Source organism: Desmospora activa DSM 45169 (assembly GCF_003046315.1).
Lineage (GTDB): Bacteria > Bacillota > Bacilli > Thermoactinomycetales > DSM-45169 > Desmospora > Desmospora activa.
This window is the reverse complement of the sequence record NZ_PZZP01000001.1, coordinates 205,182-226,736: the sequence shown is the minus strand read 5'-3', so window position 1 is coordinate 226,736 and position 21,555 is coordinate 205,182. Positions and strand designations below refer to the sequence as shown.

Genomic DNA, 21,555 nt, shown 5'->3' with positions numbered 1-21,555 from the left:
AATGGGGGTCCCCCTGCCCTCACGAACAAGGGGACATTTTTTATCCTTGTGAAGCATTACTTTTTTTCTTTTCAGCACGATAAGCGTGAAAAAGGAAATAGGCGAGACCACCCCACAACCCCGTTCCTCCGACGATGAGCATAATAATGGCTTCCGAATTCATCACTGTTCCTCCTTCTGTTGCGTCGATTGCCGCCAACCGATCGATTGAAAGACGAAAGCCAACAGGATGACCCAGATAGCTGCCCCCCAACCCATAAGGAGCAATCCGTTTAGCGGATAGTCTTCATAAGGCGTTTGCCATTCTTGAAAGAGATTAAAGACCGCCATCACTGTCAACACAATCGGCGTAAGGAGGGATAAGGCCAACTGCCACGATTTCCCGACTCGAACATCGGAGACAGCATTGATATGTTGGCGCATATCCACCAGTTTTCTCGTGATCCACGCGATCAAGATCAGTTCAACCAGGCCAGCCAAAGCAATCCCATATGAGTTGATAAAGTGATCAACGGTATCCAGGTAGCGAATTCCACCTTTCGTCGCAAACAACAGACTAGCGAGAAAAGCCGCGCCACATACACCATTAACCGCCGCTCGTCGGGACAGATTTAGTTTCTCTTTAAAACCGGCAATCACCGGTTCCAAAATGGAAACCGCCGATGTTAATCCTGCAAACAAGAGTGAACCAAAAAACAAAACACCAAACAAAGAGTTTAAGGCTGGAAATTGGTTGATAATCTGCGGGAAAACGACAAAGGCCAGCGCCGGACCAGCATTGACGACTTCGTCGACTCCAAGCCCCTGCTGAACCGCTAAAAATCCGAGAGCGCCAAACACACCAATCGCCGCCATAAACTCAAAGCCACTGTTGGCAAGACCGGCTATCAATCCGCTGTTGGCCAAATCGGATCGCTTCGGCAAATAACTGGAATAGGTGATCATAATGCCAAAACCAATACTAAGCGAGAAAAAGACCTGACCATACGCTGCAAGCCACACCTCTGCTTTGGTAAGGGCGCTGAAATCCGGTGTCAACAGCACATTTAACCCTTCCAAGGCGCCGGGCAAGGTAACCGCACGAAGTGTAATCGCCACCATCATCAAGATCAGTACCGGCATCAATACTTTACTCAATCGTTCGATCCCACCGCGCACACCGCGCAACATCGTCCAGTAAACAACCGCCCACACAAGCACTACCGGCAGCAATACCTTCCACTGAAAACCGCCAAATTGCCAAAAATCATCGGTGACCCCCAGATAATTGTTAAAAAAGAACGATTCCGTATCTGTTCCCCATTGTGTTCCAAAAGAGAAAAAGGTAAAGCTAAGCGCCCAGCCGATGATGACCATATAAAAGCTAACGATCACAAAGGAGATAAAGACCTGCCACCAACCCAACCATTCCCATCGGCGTGACAACGCTCGAAAAACATGAGGCGCGGATCCCCGAAAACGATGGCCCAAGGAATATTCTAAGATGAGAATCGGAATCCCCGCAGTCAGCAATGCGATAAAATACGGCAACAGAAAAGCACCGCCGCCATTTTCATATGCGATATAGGGATATCGCCAGATATTACCCAGCCCGATCGCCGAACCGATCGCAGCCAACAAAAAGCCTGTTTTTGTACTCCACTCTTCCCGAACATTCAATGATATTGCCTCCTATTAGATAAAACCGTGTCCATTTCATGTTGTCCAAAAAGGAATGAAATATAGCTTGACATGAAGCGATTGAATAAAATGAAAATTAAAACGGATAGGGTATGAATATGATTCCTTTGCCTCCCACCCTTATAGGTATTTTTATCGAATTTTAACTCAAAGTCCAACCAGTGTCCATTCTTTTTGTATAGCAAATAAGAAGGTTAATAATGCTAATTATTTACAGGCATTGAATCGTCGCGAAAGATCATCGATCCTGCTATAAATAAAAACCCGCACACGGCGGGTTTTTATAGACAAATCAATGAACCTATACAACTATCTATTATCTTTTGGCTTAACAAACCTAATAACGCGGTACAGCAAATAACCAATAAGCCCAATACCGATAACCAAAGTGACAAGACCGATAGGGTTTATTGTTTGTAGTGACATCTCTTTCCTCCTAAGGGTTTCTTTCCTGATTGTAATACCCCAAAGAAACGCTTTAAATCGCTCCATTCCATAAAGGGATGGGGTGATGGGCATTATACGCAAAAATTACGGAGGTTGGTCAATTCCTCGATCGAAAGATGCCGATGATTACCTAAGTATCCTTCAACTCTAAGCAGAGGTGGTAGTAGTGTACAATTCTGTCATTTTCTTCGCAAATGTTGTAGTAACTTTTCCGGCTGTAATCCTTGGATCGGTTCGCCGTTGATCACGGTTACCGGAACGCCTAAGAAGCCCATTGCTTTTACTTCTTCCAGATATGCCGGATTGGAGCCGCAATCCTTCACTTCATACTCCACTTGATGATCATTTAAAAAGCGTTTAACCAGATTGCATTCCAAGCAATGCGGTTTGGAATAAACCGTCACTTTCATCATTTTTCGCTCCTATGCAAATTTATCGATTATGCGTTTCCGCCTGTTTCCGTAAATAGTGCTCAAGCCCCATCGCACAGACGTTCATATCCAATTTTAACCCTTCCCACACCGGGTGATCCAGCCCACACCCTCGTTGTTCCGAAGCAACACGGTAGCGTTCCACCAACCGCCGTTCAATCCCCTCTGCTCCTTCGCCGGCTGTCATCGCCTCCGTTGCAATCGCCACAAAATGATCCAACTCCGCCGTCACTTGGCGAAACACTTCCTTCGGTTCATTCGACATGCCAAAATGGCCAAAGAAGAGACGTTCCGGTTTTCGTTCCGCCATCCGTTTGATCGATTGCTTCATCGCATCAGGATCAAACTGGTTGGGAGAAGTGGAGGGCAAATAAAAGGAAAAACCGAGATCCTCCGTTTGATGATAACGCACTCCGGCGGTATCGCCGGTAAACCAGCCACGGCTAAGCGGATCAAAAAATGAAAAGTGGTGAGCGGCATGTCCCGGTGAATCGATAAACCCCAACCGTCGTCCCCCGCCCAAATCAAGAGAATCGCCGTCTTCTTTGACAATAAGCCGCTCTTCTGGAATCGGAACAATCGGATCAAATAATTGGTCAAACTGTTCTCCATACACCATGCGCGCTCCCTGGACCAATCGGGTGGGATCGGCCAAATGGCGTTTCCCCCGGGGATGGACCACTACCTTCGCCTGAGGACAGCTCTGGAGCAACAACCCGGCTCCTCCCGCATGATCCAGATGGATATGAGTGACGATGATATAGCGGATATCCGCCGGAGAATAGCCTAATTCCTGTAAACCTGCTTTTATATAGGGAATCGAAGGGGCTGGGCCGGTTTCCACCAAGGCAGGCGCATCCCCTTCCAGCACATAAATCCCGGTGCGTCCCGGTATACCCAGATCATAACCGTCGATCATATGAACCCCATATCCCCAATCGAACAATCGGGTTGGTTGCAAATGAATCCTCCTCTCAGTACATTGGACTCTCCTGTCATCATATCGCACTTGGGAAACAGACGGAATGTAAACTGCGCGAAAAACATATCCTCTTCCCATACAAAAAGCGGCCGATATTCGGCCGCTCAGATTGATGACAAAGTGGGCCCGGGTCCCGATTTCCGTCTTCGCGCCTCTTTCCCTTGCAAGGATGTAGGGCTGTCCGCTCCGCCTCCTCCGTCCCCAACCAGCGGCCAAAAGAAAAGCATGTGTGGTCGCTAGGCGGTTGGGGACTGCGGAGACTTCGCTAGGTAGTCGGTCAAAGGGCGCTACACCGGATATCGCTCCCCTCTTCCCAATAAGTTTGTCAGCAGCCTCAGCGACCGATATTCGGCCGCTTACTTATCCTGTGATGCGCGATAGATTTCCAAGGCGCGCTGGATCAATTGTTCTCCTTTTTCCCCATACGGTTTTTTACACTGACTCTCCTCTGAACAGTACATCTTATTTAGTCCCTTAAAGATTCCTTTATCCCCTTGGATAAATTCCTGGATCAACCCCCACCAACGTCGGGCCACTTCCTGGACCTGGGGATCGGCAGGGTCTTTGTCCTCTTCAGCCAATCGCTTTAAATCGGCGATCACTTCATTCCAACGGGCGGCATCCCGCATCGCATCTTCTTCGGTATAATGCTTTTGCCGCTCTTCCAGCTTTTGCACCTGTTCCTCTGTATAATACTTTTTCCACCAATCTTTTTTTGGTTCCATTTGCATCACCTGGATCACATGGATCAGCGATTCCCATTCCGGTTTGCCGTAGCGGGATAAGCCTTCCACCCATTCAATCGCCCGAATCACGCGATCCAAGTGGTGACGCTGCTCTTTCATCATCTCTTTTTGTCTTGCCAGGGAGTCAAGGATGTTATCCGGTTCTTTCTGTAAAAACTGACTGATTTCATCCAGGGAGAGCCCCAAGAACTTTAACGCTAAAATCTGTTCCAGCCGTATCAGATCATGATCCGTATACAGCCGGTGACCCGCATCCGATACTTGGCTGGGTTTTAGTAAGCCCACCCGATCATACCAACGCAACGTGCGCACCGTTACTGCTGCCCGAGAGGCAAATTCGCCGGTCCGGTAATGCTTCCGATCCAAGGTGTTTCCTCCTCTCTACCGTGTATTATATCGCAGGTCTCTGCCTGTCACTTACCTACCTTCGCGCACCGCAATCCCCATGTTACGAGCCGTTCCTTCAATCATGCGCATCGCCGCTTCCAGATCGGAGGTATTTAAGTCTGGTAGCTTGATGCGTGCCACTTCTTCCACCTGTTTCCGGGTCACACTGCCGACTACCTCGGACCCTGGCCGGGCTGCACCTTTATCCACACCCGCCGCCCGCTTCAGGAGAAATGCGGTAGGAGGGGTCTTCGTTTGTATGGTAAAGCTGCGATCTTCAAAAATGGTGACTTCCGCCGGAATCACCAAGCCCTTCTGTTTGGCGGTCTTTTCGTTGTATTGTTGGCAGAAACCGAGCAGGTTGATCCCTGTCGGCCCCAAATCTTTCCCCACAGTAGCCGGATTGGCTGCTCCGGCTTGCAATTCGATCTTTAACGTCTTGACGACTTTCTTCATGTTTGTTCACCCTTTATCCTTTCAATTGCAGGCTCAAAATCTAGGATAAAGGGTGACGTAACGTCAGCCGCAAGTTTTTGTCTCAAGTTTTTACACTTAGTGGTCAACCATCCGGATCGGAGTATATGTGTTGTTCACTTCACTCCAACATTGTCTACTGCGATTATTGCCCGTATGACCCGTTCCAGCATGTTGGAAGTGATGGGTTCCGACTACATCCGTACGGCACGGGCCAAAGGGGTGAGTGAAGGGATCATTTGCTCGGCTTCTGCCTAAGAATGCCGTCCCAAAGCATCGAAAAATAAATTTAGTACCAACCTTTAATACCAGGTGATATAATTGTAGCAAAGTGTGAAGGAGTGACAGCATTGCAATCAAAAGCGACGATAACGGCGATTGGAATCCATGTACCTGAAGAAGTAATCGGCAATGATTACTTTGAAACGATTGTCGATACCAGTGACGAGTGGATCGTTCAACGCACAGGCATCCGGGAACGCCGATTTGCTGGGAAACAGGAGTTTACTTCCGATCTTGCGATCACAGCAGTCACAAACATGATACAGCAATACGACATAAAAGTAGACGATGTCGATATGATCCTCGTCGCCACCTCCACTCCTGATCATGTCTTTCCCAGTGTCGCCAGTCGGATTCAATCCCATTTTGAGATCAAACATACGGGTGCCATTGATCTCCACGCTACTTGCGCCGGGTTTGTATATGGGCTCAATATGGCCAATGCCTTGGTCACAGCAGGGATGAACCGGAAAGTGCTGGTGATCGGTGCGGAAACGTTGTCAAAGACGACCGACTTTAGCGATCGGACAACCTGTATCCTTTTCGGTGATGGGGCAGGGGCTGCTTTGGTGGAATACACGGAGGAGAACCCTGGATTTCTTGCCAGCTATATTGGTGCCACCAAAGGGGAAGGGGGAATTCATCTATACCGCACCCACCTATCCGATCAGCTGGACGGTCAACCCGTAAAAGATCACGGACAGATCGTGCAAAACGGGCGTGAGGTTTATCGCTGGGCTGTCACAACGGTTCCAACAGGTATGCACAGCCTCATGGATCAGACAGAGCTTTCCCTGGATGATGTCGATTGGTTTATCCCTCATAGTGCCAATGCCCGCATGATTGAAACCATATGCGAAAAAAGCGGCTTTCCATTGGAAAAAACGCTCATGAGCATGGAGAGATACGGCAATACCTCTGCTGCCACCATTCCGCTCGCTTTGGCAGGCGGCATCCGAGAAGGTAAAGTTCAATCAGGGGATACCTTACTCCTCTATGGATTTGGTGGTGGACTGGTACACGCAGGCCTATTATTAAAATGGCTCCCAACAAAAACCCCTCGGTGACCATAGGATCACCAGGGGTTTTTGCTCACTGTTTCATCCGCGGGTCAAACACATCACGTAAACCGTCGCCCAACAGGTTGAATCCCAAGACGGTAAGCATAATGGCTAAACCGGGAAAAATCATCGTCCAGGGAGCCGTTTGGATAAAACCGCGGGAATCCGCCAACATCTTGCCCCACTCCGGATCCGGCGGTTGTGCGCCTAAGCCGATAAAGCCGAGGGCAGCAGCTTCCAACACAGCTGTGGCAAAACCGAGCGTACCCTGCACCATGATCGGGGTCCAGGAGTTAGGGAGAATGTGGTGAAACAAAATGCGTGTATTCCTCATTCCCACCGCTTTAGCCGCCAAAACGTAATCTTCATTTTTGATGCTGATCACCCGGGATCGCAGCAAGCGGCCAAATGTGGGAATGTTAATAATAGCAATGGCGTACATGGCGTTTTGTAGATTGGGACCCAGCATGGCTACAATCGCGATCGCCAGCAGAATGGATGGAAACGCCAATAGGATATCGAAGATGCGGGATATCACGGCATCACGCCATCCCCCGTAATATCCTGCGATCAAGCCGAGAAGCGATCCGACCACTATGGAGCCGGTAATGGCGAATAAACCCACCCACAACGAGATGCGGGCGCCGTACACCACCCGAGCAAAGATATCCCGCCCCATATCGTCGGTTCCAAACCAGTGTTCCGCCGATGGAGCTTCCAAACGGTTATTGGCGTCGATTTGGTTGTATCCATACGGGAGGAGCAACGGTGCGATCAAGGCCATGATGACAAAGCAAAGGATGATCATACCACCGATCACCGCAGAACGATGGCGCAACAGTGCACGCCATGTATCGCGGATAGGAGTCTCCGCCAGTTGGCTTTCTTCCTTTGGGGACGGATCAGGCAGGATCGTTGGAACATTAAGAGACATCCTCTTCACTCCTTCCCATAGTGAATACGGGGATCGATATAAGCATAGAGTAGATCCACGATCAAATTGATTAAGACAAAGATTGTCGCCACCACCAGGATGCCGGATTGAATCACCGGGTAATCACGGGCATTGATGGCGTCATATAAGTAACGTCCTACCCCCGGCCAGCTAAAGATTGTCTCTGTCAACACCGCTCCACCCAGCAACATTCCCATCTGCAGACCAAACACCGTCACAATGGGGATAAAAGCGTTTTTTAAAGCGTGCTTATAAACGACGATTCCTTCACTAACCCCTTTGGCCCGTGCCGTACGGATATAATCGGAGCCCATCACTTCCAACATGCTGGAACGGGTCATACGGGCGATAATAGCCAACGGAATCGTCCCCAGGGCGATGGCAGGCAACAACAGATGACTGAGCACTTCTTGCAACGCGACAAAATCTCCTCGCAACAACGCATCCAAAAAATAAAAATTAGTGATCGATTCAAAGCCCATCCGCGGGTCAATCCGCCCGTTGGAAGGCAGCCACCCCAGTTCTTGTGCAAATATCCACTGTTCCATTAACCCTAACCAAAAAATCGGCATCGACACCCCGACCAAGGCGATAATCATCCCAGTGTAATCGATAACGCTATTATGACGCCAAGCGGATAAAATACCGAGATTGACACCAAAAAAAATGGCAAAAGCCATGGCGAAAAAAGCCAATTCAAACGTCGCCGCCAGATAGGGCCCCATCTCTTCCACGATCGGTCGTCCCGTCTTCAGCGATGTGCCGAAATCCCCTTGGAGCAGGTTGCCGACATAGCGAAAATATTGAATCGTTAACGGATCATTGAGTCCCATTTTTTCGTTCAGTTGCGCTATCGCTTCCGGAGTGGCGCGCTCACCCAAGATCGCCTGAGCGGGACCTCCCGGGATCGCATGAACGATGGAAAACGTGATGATGGACATGCCGATTAAAACAGGTATCAGCATTAGCAGTCTTCGTATGGTGTACGCAATCATCGGCTTTTCACCATCCTCCATTTGTGGGATGTCCTGTACTGCCACGTTCCAGTTGCCATTTTGAAAAGAGGCGATGGCTGTCCGCTCTGAATCTTTCAGTCGGGCAGGGGCAAAACCTTGCGAAAGCATTACAGAGAAGAATGCTGCCCCTTAACGCCCTCCTTCCAGATTCTTCGCTGAGTAGAATGGCGAAAGGTCGTTTTAGCAATACACGACTCCCTCCCTTTGATAAAAAGAAGACAGCGTTGCGGTCAGCAACGCCGCCCTGTTATTGTCACTGACCGATGTCCACTTCTTTCAATTTATCGGAACCTTTGGGATGGGGGGTGAAGCCTTCCACATTGGATTGTGCTGCCAAGGTGGGATTGGCGTAAACCAACGGCACCCAGGGTGCGTCATTATTGATGATTTCCTGCGCTTCCTGGTACAGTTCGCTGCGCTTATCCTGATCCGTCTCCCGCTGTGCTTTGATCAGGATATCGTGTAACTTGTCGCTTTTGTAGAAAGCAATATTGTTGGCCGGTTTCCGGGCGTTGTCTTTGTCCAACAATACATACAGGAAGTTGTCAGGGTCGCCGTTATCTCCTGTCCAGCCAAGTAACGCCATATCATGCTTGCCTTGATTGGTCTCTTCCAGATAAGTAGTCCACTCCGGGCTGACGATTTTTGTCTTTACTCCGATTTTTTCAAAATCGGCTTGTATATACTCCGCAATTTTCCTGCCGTCAGGCATATAGGGGCGGGGAGCTGGCATCGCGTGAAACTCCACTTCAAATCCGTCTTTATAACCGGCTTCTTCCAACAGTTCCTTCGCTTTCTCCAAATCATACTCATAACCTTCGATATCCTGATTAAATCCCCAGATCGATGGCGGCATCGGATTGGTGGCCGGTTCCGCCTTACCGCCGTAGAAGCTCTTAATCAATCCTTCTTTGTTGACGGCATGATTTAACGCTTGCCGTACTTTACGATCCTTAAACGGTTCCTTTTCCACATTGAAAGCAAGATACCCCACATTCATCGGTGGCCGCTCATACAGTTGAAATTGGTCGTTGGCGGAGACCGTCTCACTGTCGTCCGGGTTGAGACCGTCCATGATGTCGATATCACCGGATTGTAGTGCAGTCAAACGGGCCGAATTATCTGGAATCGACTGAAAGATTACCTTATCTAGCTTGGGCAACCCTTCTTCCCAGTAATCTTCGTTTTTAACGACGGTGATCGTATCGCCCTTTTTCCAGCTTTCAAACTTGAAAGGACCGGTTCCTACCGGATTTTCTGCAAACTTCTTCGGGTCCCCCTTCACTGCAGTGGGAGAAGCGAGCCCAAAGGGAGACATCGCCAGGTTGGCCAAAAAGGGCCCTTGGGGTTCTTTCAGTTTAAATTGGACGGTGGTTTCATCCAGCGCTGTCACGCTCTCGATGATGTGACCCTCGTCTCCTTCATAGCCGCCAAACATGGAACCATAATAGATATAAGCATCTTTCTCGGTGGGGAGGAGTTCCTGTTTCGCCCAACGCTCAAAGTTAAACACCACCGCATCGGCATTAAAGTCGGTCCCGTCGTGAAACTTTACCCCTTCCCGCAGTTGAAAGGTCCACGTTTTGCCGTCATCCGACTCTTCCCAGGACTCAGCCAACGCCGGCACGACTTCCATACTGTCCTTCTCAAAGCCGAGCAAACCGTTAAAGACGTTCTCCGTCACAATAAACGATTCTCCATCTGTCACCAGCGATGGATCCAACATGGTGGAATCCGCCCCGCGCCCATAGATCAAGGTTTTTCCGTTATGATCTGCGCCACTCCCGCCGCCACAAGCGACCAATACTGACGAACAGACGAGCAAAACTGCCAATGATAGCATCCAGCATTTTTGTTTTTTCATGAGATTGATTGACCCCCAAACTGATCATTGATAGCATCCTTCAAACACAGCAAAACTGCTTTCCCTTACAAAACACAACTTTCTGTTGCGGATACAAACAAAATTGTTGAACCATCCACCATTAAAACAAAACCTCCCCCTGCCCGCCCAATTTTCCGGCACTCCTGCTACTATCTCGGTCCTGTTTCCCTTTCTCACCTCCTCACCTGCCATTTACTTCTCCGTCAGATGACAAGCGGCGAAGTGTCCGCCACCCTGATTCCGAAACAAAGGGCGCTCCTGGCGACAAATCTCCATCACATAGGGACAGCGGGTATGAAAAGCGCATCCGCTCGGCGGATCTTTCGGGTTAGGAACATCCCCCTGCAAGACGATGCGCTCCCGTTTGGCAGCGGGATTGGGTATTGGCACCGCCGATAGAAGCGCTTGGGTGTAGGGGTGGATCGGATGATCGTATAGTTCATCCCGTTCTGCCAGTTCCACCATCCGCCCCAGATACATCACACCGATCCGATCGCTGATATGACGCACCACACTTAAATCGTGAGCGATAAAGATATAGGTTAAATCGAATGATTCCTGTAAATCTTCCAATAAATTAAGCACCTGCGATTGAATCGATACATCTAGCGCGGAAACCGGCTCATCTGCGACGATCAGTTTGGGTCGCACCGCCAAGGCGCGAGCAATGCCGATACGCTGCCGCTGCCCTCCGCTAAACTGATGAGGAAAGCGTTCTGCGTGATATGAATCAAGTCCGACCACATGCAAAAGTTCTTGCACCTGTTGCCTTCTTTCCTTAGCGTCTCCGATTCCATGCACCAACAGCGGCTCTTCGATAATCGCCCCCGCCTTTTTGCGCGGATTGAGCGAAGCAAAGGGGTCCTGGAACACCATCTGTAACTGCCGTCGCATCTGTCGCATCGCTTCGGCATGGAGGGAAGGAAGCGATATCCCTTTAAAGCGAACATCTCCCGCCGTCGGCTCCTCCAAGCGTAAAATTGCCCGTCCGGTTGTGGATTTCCCGCACCCTGATTCCCCTACGATCCCCAGAGTTTCGCCTGCACGGACGGAGAAGGAGACGCCATCCACCGCTTTTACATCACCGGTGCGGCGACCGAAAACCCCACCGCGAATCGGATAATATTTTTTTAGACCTTCTACCTCAAGCAGTGTCGGTGTGGCTGTCATGTTCCGTCCCCCCTTGCCCGTCATGGAGCCAGCAACGGCTAAGCTGTCCCTCTCCCAATGTAAAGAGGGGAGGCTCCTGTTCACGACAGCGATCCATCGCCAATTCACACCGCGGCGCAAAGCGACACCCCGACGGCATCTGCCGCGGATTAGGAACATTTCCCGGGATGGAATAGAGGCGTTCCTTCCGCTTGTCCAATTGTGGAATTGATTGCATCAATCCCCGGGTATAGGGATGACGGGGATCGCGGAATAATGTGCGCACATCCGCTTCTTCTACGACCTGCCCAGCATACATCACAACGATCCGATCACAGATCTCCGCCACAACCCCCAGATCATGGGTAATCATCAGAATGGCGGTACCCGTCTCCCGATTGAGGCGGCGCATCAGATCCAATATCTGAGCCTGGATCGTCACATCCAGCGCGGTGGTGGGTTCATCCGCAATCAACAACTTCGGTCTACACACCATCGCCATGGCAATCATCACGCGCTGCCGCATCCCGCCGGACAGCTGGTGGGGATATTCGTTTAGGATACCTTCCCGGGAGATTCCCACCTCTTTCAACGCAATAAGCGCCCGTTTGCACGCTTCCGTTTTACTTTCGTCATGGTGTTGCCGGATGGCTTCCACCATCTGATTGCCGATGGTAAAGACAGGATTGAGGGAAGTCATCGGTTCCTGAAAAATCATGGAGACCTCATTGCCACGAACCTGTTGCCACTGTTTACCGCTGAGCGAGGTTAACTCTTTACCCGCCAAGCGGATAACCCCACCAGCAACCTTACCTGGAGGTTGGGGGACCAACCCCATAATCGACAGGGAAGTGACACTCTTGCCACAGCCGGACTCCCCCACCAAGCCCACCACTTCTCCTTCGTTTACCGTCATATCGATACCATCGACCGCCTTCACTACTCCCTTATCCGTATGAAAGTGCATCTGAAAGCGGGAAATCTCCAATAACGCCTCCGCCATGAAGTCACCTCAAATCTTGTTGAAATTTAAAGGATAATTAGTTCAAGACAAAATATGAAAAAATTTTATAAATAAATAGATTCGCGATCAGCCGCTCAAATCCCTTGGTCTTTCGCTGTAAAATACACAATTGGACAGGTATGTTAATCATCCAAATGATTGAAGTGTGATAAGCAGATAGGCACCTACAGTCTTTATAATCAACCTCAGTCCGTTTGCACGGGAGGCAGAATTGGAGGAACCGGCGGATGCTCTTGTGAAGAGGGTGTCTGCCCCTGATTTCCCGCCCCTCTTCCCGTGTTTCCTTGGGAAGGTGTCCCTTTTTGGATGCTGCCTCCCATATCGTTGTAGTAATAGAACTGCGGTACTTCTCCTACAACCACAGCTTGAGCCAGCGGAATCTCTGTATCGACATTGACGGTTTCCGTGGTAAAGGGAACCACCACACTCATCTCAATTCGGATATCCATCATCAGTGTCACCATGACATTGTTTACCCCTGCCGCTTCCATTCGGGGGTGCAGATCGATATGTGGGGCTCCCTTGGGCCACATTTCAACGGGAATCTGCGGTCCGTATTGCGCCAAAACATTACTCTGTAATGCTTGCCCCAACGTAATTCCGACACTTTCATTTTCCAATCGGTGAATCACATCCTGTATACTGGTTCTAGTCCGTTCATATACTTTGGCTTGCACTTGCTGATCGATCTGCACAAACGAAATCGTGTTATCCTGGTTCCGTTCAACCACCATGATATCGTTCATCTCTTCCCCCATCGCCACTTGTTCTCGAGCGGCTTCAGTCACTGCCTCTTCTGCAATCTGCTTCACTTGTGTTTGGGCGATATGAATCAACGTTGGTTGCAATTTGGTCTCCAACAGCCACAATACTTGAAAGAGTACCGCGAAGAGAATGGCGAAGGCCAAAAACCAAATGCCGCCCCGCCTGCGCCAACGCAAGCCGCTATAGGATTGTTTTCGCAAGCGGAACCGCCGAAAACCCATTGTCCATCCCTCCTTGTACCACTGTTATGCGGCTGTGCCTGTCCTTTTTCCCAAGGATTGAGAATAGGCTTGGCCGATACCCCTTGATACAATAAAAGGGACTGATCTGTCGCTTCCACAGAAAAACAGGCCAATCGGGAGCAAAATCGAGATGTTAAACCCCGAGAAAAGGGATTGGATGGCTGAGAAAGAAAGAGTCTATCATAACCGCTTGTCAGTAATCTCGGGATGACACAGGGCCATTACAATGGAACACAGGGAAAATCCAGTTTTTATTTCCCAGGAAACGGAGGAGAGTCATTAATGGATACCCAAGCTAACAGAGTCGATTTAACCCGTTATGTTTCCAATCTGGATCGCAATGTTTATGCCATCTATAATTTGCCGGAGGAAGTCATCGCTGTCATCTTCGCCTATGTCAGTCGCAGTCCGGCCAGCTTCCGCGATAACCTGGCAAAGCTCTTACAGGATGAGGAGCTGGCCGTCAGTGCAACCGCCGGTGGCATGGCGACGGTAAATTCGCAAAAAGCGGCGCGTTTTCATGAAAAATGGGTAGTAGGTTATGGACACAGCAGTGTGGCAGAACATGCCGTTGCCCACTTGGGTGTGGAGCAGATCAGCCGTTTGGCTTCTGCTGAACTGGAACTGGCCAACACTTTCAACAGCTTTACCGAATACAGCCAGCGCTACCAGCGCCCGCAGCGTGGAGCCGTCTACATACCTGCCTCACTGCCGGAGCGGGAACGGCAGGAGTATCTCGCATTGCAGGAAGCAGCCTTTGATACCTATGAAGCGCTGTTGCAAGGGTTGATCCCTCATTTATCCCAAACACTCTCCCGTCAAGAAGGAGAATCGGACAAACGCTTTCAATCCCGGGTGGAGAAAATCGCCTTTGAGGACGCCCGTTATGTTCTCACCCTTGCCACCTACACCAGTCTGGGATTAACCGGCAATGGACGAGCCCTGCGTGATACCCTGGTTCGACTTTTATCCAGTCCCAACCTGGAATCGCGTCAATTGGCCCAAGATCTGGAACGGGAGATCAGCCAAGTGATCCCTACCCTGCTCAAACATGTCAAACCGAGTCAATACCACTTGGAAACCCGGCGTGAACTGGATCAACTGCCGTTGAATCCACCGGGCTCCGATTTACAAGGAGAATCGTTTACCGGCCCCCGTGCCCGTTTTGTTGACCTGATCGATTACGATCAAGCTTTGACTCATGTCTGTATCCAGCTTCTGATCAGCCATAAAGGGATGGACCGTGCTACGGTGGCTGAAACGGTACAAAGCTGGAGCCGGGAGCTGAAAGAAGATTGCGTAGAGCGGGCGTTAAAACACTTGCGCTTTTTTGATAACCCCCGGGACGAATTTCGCCATCTCTCTTACCATATGGAGATGCAGTTGTCGGAAGCAAACTGGCACCAACTATTGCGTCACAATCGGGGTACGCACTTCTCCTTTGCTGAACCCACCATTCGCTTCGGTTATACCATCCCGCCTCATATCCGGGAAGCAGGCTTAACGGAGACTTATCAACAATTTATCGCGCGTGCGGAAGACCATTATATGCGCATCAAAGATGAGCATCCGGAGGCGGCTCCCTATTGTGTCACCAATGCCCATCATCGCCAAATCACTGCCACGGCCAGTCTGTGGGAAATGTATCACCTCATTAACCTTCGCACCTCTCCTGAAGCGCAGTGGGATATCCGAGAAACCTTTGCCCAATTGCACCACCAGCTGAGTAAACACCACCCCGCTCTGGCACGGTATGCACAACGGCGAATGTAGACAATAACAAAAGAGGCGTGTCGGCACATCAGCCAACATGCCTCTTTTTTTGTAAGCCGGGAATCCGCTTTATGGAGATCTCCACTAACGCATGTAGCCGACTCGATATCAACAGCAAAGGTACATCTCGGGAATACTCGCATCAAACTTCCGCTACTCACCATGCGAAAAGGTCACCTTTCCAAAGCCTGACTTTCACTTAAGCACTGCTCCATCCCCGTTCGGAGGAGTGTGAAGTGGAATCGACCGTTGGCTTTCCTTTTTGCAGCTTGCCCACCAAATACGATCCCAAGGGCATTTGATTAAGCAACCATGTGAGGGCGATCGGAAGTAATATTCCAGCCGTAAATAAGATGACGGCGTAGAGGGACATCGGTAAATCAAGCGGCAACCAAGGCTTGATCATACGGTGTTGAACCAAAGGATGCAACAGATAGATCCCAAAGGAAAACTGACTGATCCATACGATCCAGTGCGGAATCTGACGCAGTTTCATACCGATCCAAAACAGAAGACAGAACACCAAGCATGTATAGATCATCACATCGGGACGTTTTGAGGAAGTGGAAAAAATCATCCCCGAACCCTTCAAATAGACAACGATGCCCATGGCGAGGATCACACCGGCAAATATCCACGCTTGATAACGCTCCACTCCCCGTCGAAACGCCGCCAGATTGCGACCGATATAGTAAGAAGCGGTAAAATAAAAAATCCAACCTGGAAACGGAATATAAGAAGCCATTCCAAAAGGCATGGAAGTAGGTGGATTTTCCAGATAAAGAACATTGATAAAAAACGACACCAACAAGATCGGCACCATCCACCGGTTTTTTACCCAGCGGATAAAGAATAGATGCAATAGATAAAACTGAAAGATGATTATAATGAAGTAACCATGCCATTTACCCAACAACACCATATCCGAAAACCGGTTCCACAGCGAGAGCGGATCAGTCGGATGTTGAATAAGCGCATATACAAATGCCATTGTAAAAAAAGGGATCAAAAGATACTTGACCCGCTTGATCCAAAACGATTTGGGCGCCTGATCCGGATAAGCATGAGCCAGCAACAGCTCCGAGATACAGACAAAGAGCGGTGTTGCGTACATAAAGATGATCTGAAACGTTTGTACCGCCAAAACCCCACGGTCTGACAAAGGGTATTGTCCATAGGTGATTGAGATGGCATGAATCCAAACAACACTGAGGCATGCCACCATTCGCAGCAAATAGATTTCCTGAATAACTCCTTTATTCCCGTTAACGCTCATGCTTTCACCCATTTACCATCGGAGTTTGTAATCTAACCGTAACATGGGTGAGGCCGGTATCATGGGGTTTTAATAAAATCTTTACAACATCTTTTCAATTTTAAGGAAATATTCCGCTATAGGGGTAGGGATTTTTAACAGCAAAGGCACTTTGCTTTCAAAAACCCCTTCTATCATTGAGAGCGTCGTTCACGGTTGATAAACGGATAAAATCTTTTCCGCATGCTGGATCAGCATTTTCCGAAGGGAAGCCGGTTCTTCCACTACCACCCGATCGGCGAGAGCGACGAGATGGACACAAGCATCCTCTTCACAGTCATATCGCACCTCCACCACTTTCCATCCATGAGAATCCCCCTTCATTTCATAAGGGAGGCGACGAATATGGGCCAAGGCATTAGGATGGATACGAATGCGGCAGCGATATTGACGCAATCCACTGATAAACGCCGCTTGGGATTTTTTCCAATATGCGGCTAGATCAAAGTCGGCGGGACGGATAAACGCCTCTGGTGTCACGGTTGCCTCTAAGATGCGGGAGGCGCGGTAAGAACGGAATCCGTCATCGGTATGCGCCACCAAATACCACGTTCGCCCTTTGACCACAAGCCCCAAGGGATCAACGGTCCGTTCCACTTTAGTGCCATCCCCGCGTCGATAAATCATACGCATGCGTCGCTCTTTCCAAATCGCCTCCTGTAACACCGAAAACAACGGAATATCTTCGCGACCTTCGTGCCAGCCCGGCTGATCCACATAAATTCGTTGCCGCACCTGCTCTCCCACCCGTCGAAATTCCGCCGGCAGAGCAGCCAACAATTTGACATATGCCCCTTGCTCCGTCCCTTCTTTCCACCCCAGATCCGCCAATACCTGCGGAGGTACCGATAAAAACAAGGTCTGCACCTCTGGTTCGCGTAACCCCGTCAACTGGGTGCGATAACCTCCCATCAAGCTCCAGCCTCCGTTTTTCCCGCGCTCGGCCACCACCGGCACCCCCGCCGCCCCCAATGCCTCCATATCACGGTAGATCGTGCGCTCCGACACTTCCAACCGCTCCGCCAACTCGGCCGCCGTCATCCGTTGATAGATTTGCAACAACAATAGGATGGAGATCAATCGATCCGCCCGCATTACCCATTCCTCCTTCTCATCTTATTGTAACCTGAAAAGTTGACAATAGTTGTCATGAAGGGGAGGGCAAGAAATCTCCGCCTCTTAGCGTTAGCGCAGGCGGGGGAGGCTCATTTCGGTTTTATTGCATCGATGATCAACGATACAAAAACTAGTTTTCCCTTTTGATTGCGAGGGATCGGTAGATCATACCCTCGTCTGAATCCCGGAATGGATTTTCATTAAAATTTACTCCCCTTCATAATGGAGAAATTTTAGGCGAGATACCCCCTCACAAGTTGAATCATAATCAAAATCTATTTATGATATCCTTGAGATAACATTTACTTATATCATCACTTACAAAGGAGTCATCGGATGATGGAGTTAAGACAACTTCGATACTTTGTAGAGGCAGCCCGATTGTCCAATTTTACGCGGGCGGCGGAGCGGCTCCGGGTAGCCCAGCCGGCCTTGTCGCAGCAGATTGGAAACTTAGAGAGGGAGCTGGGGGTTGCTCTGTTTGACCGCTCCCGTCGCGGGGTGAAGCTTACTGAGGTGGGAGAAGCTTTTTTAATCGGGGCCGAGAGGACCCTCACCGAAGCGCAAAGAGCGGAAGACGAGGCAAAAGGATTTGTGGGACTGCCACGCGGGAAGGTTACTGTCGGCGCACTGGGATCGTTGGTGCAAGCCAAGCTCCCGCAAATGTTGGTAGCATTCAGGCAAGCATACCCGGAAGTGGAAGTATCGATCTGGGAAGAGACCACATTTCTGTTGTTTGGTGCATTACAGACCGGTGATCTGGATTTGGCAATTATACATGTTTTAGATGGAGCATTCCCCCGTCAAGTCGCTGGCCTAAAGCCACCACCAGGCGTTGTGGTCACACCTTTGTATGAGGATGAGCTGGTATTGGTGGTTGCAGAAAATCATCCATTGGCAAAGAGGGAAAAAGTTTCATTCAGGGAATTGCAGGAGCAACCTTTCGTCTGCTTTCGGGAAGGCTCAGGAATTCGGGCGATTTTGCTGGCGGCGTGCGCCGAGGAAGGATTCCAACCCCATATCCCCTATGAAAGCACGACACCACGATCATTGGTAGCTGCAGGGCTGGGGGTTGCTGTGCTTTCACGTTCCATGGTTAAGCTACCCGGTCCGCCCGTTGCAGTCGTATCGTTGGAGCCACCCCTTTCGCGATCCGTTGCCATTTTTCGTATCAAGGGACGTTATCTTTCACCTGCAGCGGAGACATTTCTGCGTTATGCGGAAAATTACCTCACGTCCAAGCAACTTGGTTAGTATCCTGGGGACAAAGGTAATGATTAAGTGCTATGGGATTTTCCCCTTTCGTTCCAACTCTCACGATGCGTTGTTGCGTCAATCATTCAAAGATTAACCCTCAGGGATTTACCCGATACAACGAGATACCGAGCCTTAACCCCAAAGATAGTTCTCGATTCCGCCGGTTGGATGGTTGAAGTCGCTTCGCCGTTTGATCGACATCAAACAACCTAATGTAGCCGTATTTTCAACTGCTGGCGCACGCTTTGTTCAATCGCTTTCCAACAGGGATACTCTTCCTTTGAAATCAGCGAAATAAAAGCAGGAGGCATCTCACCACGAAAATGTTCCGGCTTCTTTTGGTTCTTTAATTGAATTTGGATATATCCTTTCAACCAAAACACCGGTTTGTGGATTTCAAAAGTTACAATATCCTGGATCAAAAATGTATGCTTCATCTGATTTTGATTCACCAGTACCAAAGTCCCATTCTCCACGATGATCATCCATTTTTTTGAAATCATCGATAACCGTTCCATGGGTTTTAAGGCTCTCCTTTCCTGTTGCCGCGCCCCCATGATACTACGGTCTTTCAAATAAGTGAAAAACATAATTGCGATATCAGATATAAGGATTACTTATCATTAATCAGCCTCATCCATTTGCATGAATACCCCTTTCCGTAGAGAACGGTATTGCTCCTTGTTTGTATCGGCAAACGCCTCTGTACGATCGGAGGGGATATCCTGATAATCGATCATTTCCGTAAACTGGGATGCACTAAAATCCATCCGTCTTCCTTCAATCTTATTGTAAAAATGCCACCCTTCAGGCAACGGTGTTTTTAAAATTTCCCCACCCAAAATATCGTGGACGACAAGCGCTGTCACGCCACATTGTCCCCGTGCCGGATTGTCGGTAGTATACTTGGTGCTCGTTTGAATGGACCAACTGTGAGCCAGTACCTGCTGCAATCGCTTTGTGTGTATTCCCACTCTTTTTCACCCTTTTATCAAGTGTCTTCATTAAGGTTCTAATCTTTCATTATCTATTGTCAACCACCGCCACTACTTCGGCGGTGGTTCGTTTATTACAGCGACTTTCTCTTATGTTTTCTATCATTATTATTGACAAAATTGAAGCGAAAATTAATAATATACGGCGTAGTAAAAATGAGAGACTGTGGGAGGGGAAGCGTTTGAAACGAAAGAGTTGGTTTTTCGGGGTACTCACGTTGGCCGTGGCTTTGATCTTTTCCCAATCGGCATATGCTGCACCGGTATATACCGACAGTGTTGCGAACAACGTATCGGCGGATCGTATTTACGACCATATCGACCAATTGACGAAAAACCCGCGTGTCACCGGTTTTCCGGAAGAGCATGAGGCAGCGGATTATATCGCAGACCAACTGGAAGACTACGGTTTGGAAGTAGAACGGCAAACCTTTCCGGTTGTCGCTTTTAAGAGTAACGGCGCCACTTTGACGATCACTGCACCGGAAGAGCGCTCTATCGAAGCAGAACCCTTTTCTTATACCCCGGCAACACCGGAAGAGGGATTAACCAGTGAAATCGTTTATGCCGGACTGGGACGCTCGCAGGATTTTTCCGATGTAGATGTCAAAGGGAAAATCGCCCTGATCCAGCGGGGGGAAATCACCTTTTATGAAAAAGCAAAAAACGCCGCTGACGCCGGGGCCGTTGGTACGATCATCTACAATAATGTGGACGGTGAGCTAAACGGCACCTTGGGCGAGCCCGGTTCCATTCCCACGGTATCTTTGAGTAAAAACGACGGTGAAACATTAAAAGGAATACTCGATTCCGGGGAAACGGTTGAAACACATCTGATAACCGATGTGGAACTCAACCCCAGCTACTCCCAAAATGTGATCGGCACGATCAAAGCGAAAAAAGGGGATACCCGTAAAGCAAAAACGATCGTGGTAGGCGCTCACTATGACAGCGTTCAAGGTTCTCCCGGCGCCAATGACAACGCCTCCGGCAGCGCTACTTTGCTGGAACTGGCACAAGTGTTGTCCAAAGAGAAACTGCATCATGATGTGCGCGTCATCTTCTTTGGTGCGGAAGAGATCGGGTTAGTCGGTTCCGCCCGCTATGTACAATCCCTTGATGCAGATCAATTGGACAATATCGCTGCAATGATCAACCTGGACATGGTGGGTGTCGGTGATACGATCCATGTGCTGACCGCCGCTGAAGAAGATAAATCTTTTGTCGCCGATTTGGCGGAAGATTATATACAGACTTACGGTTACCAATATGAACGGGGCACTTCTTTGAGCAGCGATCATGTTCCTTTTGCCGAAGCGGGTATTCCGGTAGCCTTCCTCCACTACTCACCGGATCCCAATTACCATACCCCGGAAGATTCACTAGACAAGATCTCCAAGCAAAATCTTTATCGAGCCGGCACCTTGACCACTTTGCTCACTCACAATCTCGCCAATGACACCAAACTGAGCAAACCGGCGAAAACGAAAAAGCAGAATCAATCCTCTTTCCACAATCCTGAGTATGATCAGCAGTAACATCACAAAAGCACCGGTTACCCCGGTGCTTTCGT

The 21,555-nt window shown here is 49.4% G+C and carries 20 protein-coding genes and 1 pseudogene; 5 read left to right on the top strand and 16 right to left on the bottom strand.

The genetic code is table 11. The features are described 5' to 3' along the window. Positions 1-40: 40 nt before the first annotated feature. The 6 genes from C8J48_RS01090 to rplK all read right to left on the bottom strand — a co-directional run bounded on the left by C8J48_RS01090 (position 41) and on the right by rplK (position 5,129). Positions 41-163, bottom strand: coding sequence for a MetS family NSS transporter small subunit (locus C8J48_RS01090; protein ID WP_107724551.1), 123 nt, complete (start codon positions 161-163; stop codon positions 41-43). Next, positions 163-1,659, bottom strand: a complete 1,497-nt coding sequence (locus C8J48_RS01085; protein ID WP_107724550.1) for a sodium-dependent transporter — start codon at positions 1,657-1,659, stop codon at positions 163-165. The genes C8J48_RS01090 and C8J48_RS01085 overlap by 1 nt, the downstream gene beginning before the upstream one ends. 647 nt (positions 1,660-2,306) lie before the next feature. Further along, on the bottom strand, positions 2,307-2,537 hold the full coding sequence (locus C8J48_RS01080; RefSeq protein WP_107724549.1) for a glutaredoxin family protein: 231 nt from the start codon (positions 2,535-2,537) through the stop codon (positions 2,307-2,309). A 22-nt stretch (positions 2,538-2,559) separates the two neighbouring features. Further along, positions 2,560-3,519, bottom strand: coding sequence for an MBL fold metallo-hydrolase (locus C8J48_RS01075; RefSeq protein ID WP_425430436.1), 960 nt, complete (start codon positions 3,517-3,519; stop codon positions 2,560-2,562). A gap of 377 nt (positions 3,520-3,896) precedes the next feature. Further along, positions 3,897-4,652 (bottom strand): MerR family transcriptional regulator, encoded by a 756-nt coding sequence (locus tag C8J48_RS01070; protein ID WP_107724548.1) that lies wholly within the window; start codon positions 4,650-4,652, stop codon positions 3,897-3,899. Between the two features lie 51 nt (positions 4,653-4,703). Next, positions 4,704-5,129 carry a 50S ribosomal protein L11 gene (rplK, locus tag C8J48_RS01065; RefSeq protein ID WP_107724547.1) on the bottom strand — a complete coding sequence of 142 codons (426 nt, stop codon included), beginning with the start codon at positions 5,127-5,129 and terminating at the stop codon, positions 4,704-4,706. Positions 5,130-5,276: 147 nt separating this feature from the next. On the opposite strand from rplK, the pseudogene C8J48_RS01060 reads away from it, so the two are divergent. Next, positions 5,277-5,387, top strand: a pseudogene (locus C8J48_RS01060) (ABC transporter permease); the annotation flags it as partial. 110 nt (positions 5,388-5,497) lie between these two features. Continuing rightward, complete coding sequence (locus C8J48_RS01055) at positions 5,498-6,496, top strand: ketoacyl-ACP synthase III (protein WP_107724546.1); 999 nt, start codon at positions 5,498-5,500, stop codon at positions 6,494-6,496. 25 nt (positions 6,497-6,521) lie between these two features. Here C8J48_RS01055 and nikC read toward each other — a convergent pair whose 3' ends face one another. The 6 genes from nikC to yunB form a co-directional block, all read right to left on the bottom strand. Beyond that, complete coding sequence (gene nikC / locus C8J48_RS01050; RefSeq protein ID WP_107724545.1) at positions 6,522-7,424, bottom strand: nickel transporter permease; 903 nt, start codon at positions 7,422-7,424, stop codon at positions 6,522-6,524. A gap of 5 nt (positions 7,425-7,429) precedes the next feature. After that, on the bottom strand, positions 7,430-8,440 hold the full coding sequence (locus tag C8J48_RS01045) for an ABC transporter permease (protein ID WP_107727524.1): 1,011 nt from the start codon (positions 8,438-8,440) through the stop codon (positions 7,430-7,432). Positions 8,441-8,714: 274 nt separating this feature from the next. Beyond that, positions 8,715-10,325: an ABC transporter substrate-binding protein gene (locus C8J48_RS01040; RefSeq protein ID WP_107724544.1), complete on the bottom strand. Its 1,611-nt coding sequence runs from the start codon at positions 10,323-10,325 to the stop codon at positions 8,715-8,717. A 213-nt stretch (positions 10,326-10,538) separates the two neighbouring features. Then, complete coding sequence (locus C8J48_RS01030) at positions 10,539-11,516, bottom strand: ABC transporter ATP-binding protein (protein ID WP_107724542.1); 978 nt, start codon at positions 11,514-11,516, stop codon at positions 10,539-10,541. Then, entirely contained in the window at positions 11,491-12,498 is a 1,008-nt protein-coding gene (locus C8J48_RS01025) for an ABC transporter ATP-binding protein (protein ID WP_107724541.1), read from the bottom strand. Before C8J48_RS01025 ends, C8J48_RS01030 begins: the two co-directional genes overlap by 26 nt. A gap of 206 nt (positions 12,499-12,704) precedes the next feature. Continuing rightward, a complete protein-coding gene (yunB, locus tag C8J48_RS01020) occupies positions 12,705-13,505 on the bottom strand; it encodes a sporulation protein YunB (protein WP_107724540.1) in 801 nt (266 codons plus the stop codon). Between the two features lie 303 nt (positions 13,506-13,808). Here yunB and C8J48_RS01015 point away from each other — a divergent pair, with 303 nt between their 5' ends. Continuing rightward, entirely contained in the window at positions 13,809-15,299 is a 1,491-nt protein-coding gene (locus C8J48_RS01015) for an FAD-dependent thymidylate synthase (RefSeq protein ID WP_170105044.1), read from the top strand. A gap of 199 nt (positions 15,300-15,498) precedes the next feature. Here the strand turns inward: C8J48_RS01015 and C8J48_RS01010 are convergent, their stop codons facing one another. Together C8J48_RS01010 and C8J48_RS01005 are read right to left on the bottom strand one after the other, a co-directional pair. After that, positions 15,499-16,575, bottom strand: coding sequence for an acyltransferase family protein (locus C8J48_RS01010; protein WP_170105042.1), 1,077 nt, complete (start codon positions 16,573-16,575; stop codon positions 15,499-15,501). A 189-nt stretch (positions 16,576-16,764) separates the two neighbouring features. Beyond that, on the bottom strand, positions 16,765-17,709 hold the full coding sequence (locus C8J48_RS01005; protein WP_107724537.1) for a helix-turn-helix transcriptional regulator: 945 nt from the start codon (positions 17,707-17,709) through the stop codon (positions 16,765-16,767). Between the two features lie 360 nt (positions 17,710-18,069). On the opposite strand from C8J48_RS01005, the gene C8J48_RS01000 reads away from it, so the two are divergent. Next, a complete protein-coding gene (locus C8J48_RS01000) occupies positions 18,070-18,984 on the top strand; it encodes a LysR family transcriptional regulator (RefSeq protein ID WP_170105040.1) in 915 nt (304 codons plus the stop codon). Positions 18,985-19,196: 212 nt separating this feature from the next. Here the strand turns inward: C8J48_RS01000 and C8J48_RS00995 are convergent, their stop codons facing one another. Both C8J48_RS00995 and C8J48_RS00990 read right to left on the bottom strand, forming a co-directional pair. Continuing rightward, positions 19,197-19,505, bottom strand: a complete 309-nt coding sequence (locus C8J48_RS00995) for a hypothetical protein (RefSeq protein ID WP_107724535.1) — start codon at positions 19,503-19,505, stop codon at positions 19,197-19,199. Between the two features lie 105 nt (positions 19,506-19,610). Then, positions 19,611-19,961 carry a YunG family protein gene (locus C8J48_RS00990; protein WP_107724534.1) on the bottom strand — a complete coding sequence of 117 codons (351 nt, stop codon included), beginning with the start codon at positions 19,959-19,961 and terminating at the stop codon, positions 19,611-19,613. Positions 19,962-20,164: 203 nt separating this feature from the next. On the opposite strand from C8J48_RS00990, the gene C8J48_RS19160 reads away from it, so the two are divergent. Continuing rightward, the gene (locus C8J48_RS19160; protein ID WP_281261179.1) at positions 20,165-21,520 is read left to right on the top strand and encodes a M20/M25/M40 family metallo-hydrolase; all 1,356 of its coding nucleotides are present in this window, start codon (positions 20,165-20,167) and stop codon (positions 21,518-21,520) included. Positions 21,521-21,555: the final 35 nt, after the last annotated feature.

Bases quoted from the DNA above. Each gene is read 5' to 3' on its own strand.
- C8J48_RS01045 (WP_107727524.1), bottom strand. From the start codon at position 8,440: ATGATTGCGTACACCATACGAAGACTGCTAATGCTGATACCTGTTTTA.
- yunB (WP_107724540.1), bottom strand. From the start codon at position 13,505: ATGGGTTTTCGGCGGTTCCGCTTGCGAAAACAATCCTATAGCGGCTTG.
- C8J48_RS01025 (WP_107724541.1), bottom strand. From the start codon at position 12,498: ATGGCGGAGGCGTTATTGGAGATTTCCCGCTTTCAGATGCACTTTCAT.
- C8J48_RS00995 (WP_107724535.1), bottom strand. From the start codon at position 19,505: ATGGAACGGTTATCGATGATTTCAAAAAAATGGATGATCATCGTGGAG.
- nikC (WP_107724545.1), bottom strand. From the start codon at position 7,424: ATGTCTCTTAATGTTCCAACGATCCTGCCTGATCCGTCCCCAAAGGAA.
- C8J48_RS01005 (WP_107724537.1), bottom strand. From the start codon at position 17,709: ATGCGGGCGGATCGATTGATCTCCATCCTATTGTTGTTGCAAATCTAT.
- C8J48_RS01000 (WP_170105040.1), top strand. From the start codon at position 18,070: ATGGAGTTAAGACAACTTCGATACTTTGTAGAGGCAGCCCGATTGTCC.
- C8J48_RS01040 (WP_107724544.1), bottom strand. From the start codon at position 10,325: ATGAAAAAACAAAAATGCTGGATGCTATCATTGGCAGTTTTGCTCGTC.
- rplK (WP_107724547.1), bottom strand. From the start codon at position 5,129: ATGAAGAAAGTCGTCAAGACGTTAAAGATCGAATTGCAAGCCGGAGCA.
- C8J48_RS01015 (WP_170105044.1), top strand. From the start codon at position 13,809: ATGGATACCCAAGCTAACAGAGTCGATTTAACCCGTTATGTTTCCAAT.
- C8J48_RS01030 (WP_107724542.1), bottom strand. From the start codon at position 11,516: ATGACAGCCACACCGACACTGCTTGAGGTAGAAGGTCTAAAAAAATAT.
- C8J48_RS01090 (WP_107724551.1), bottom strand. From the start codon at position 163: ATGAATTCGGAAGCCATTATTATGCTCATCGTCGGAGGAACGGGGTTG.
- C8J48_RS01010 (WP_170105042.1), bottom strand. From the start codon at position 16,575: ATGAGCGTTAACGGGAATAAAGGAGTTATTCAGGAAATCTATTTGCTG.
- C8J48_RS01080 (WP_107724549.1), bottom strand. From the start codon at position 2,537: ATGAAAGTGACGGTTTATTCCAAACCGCATTGCTTGGAATGCAATCTG.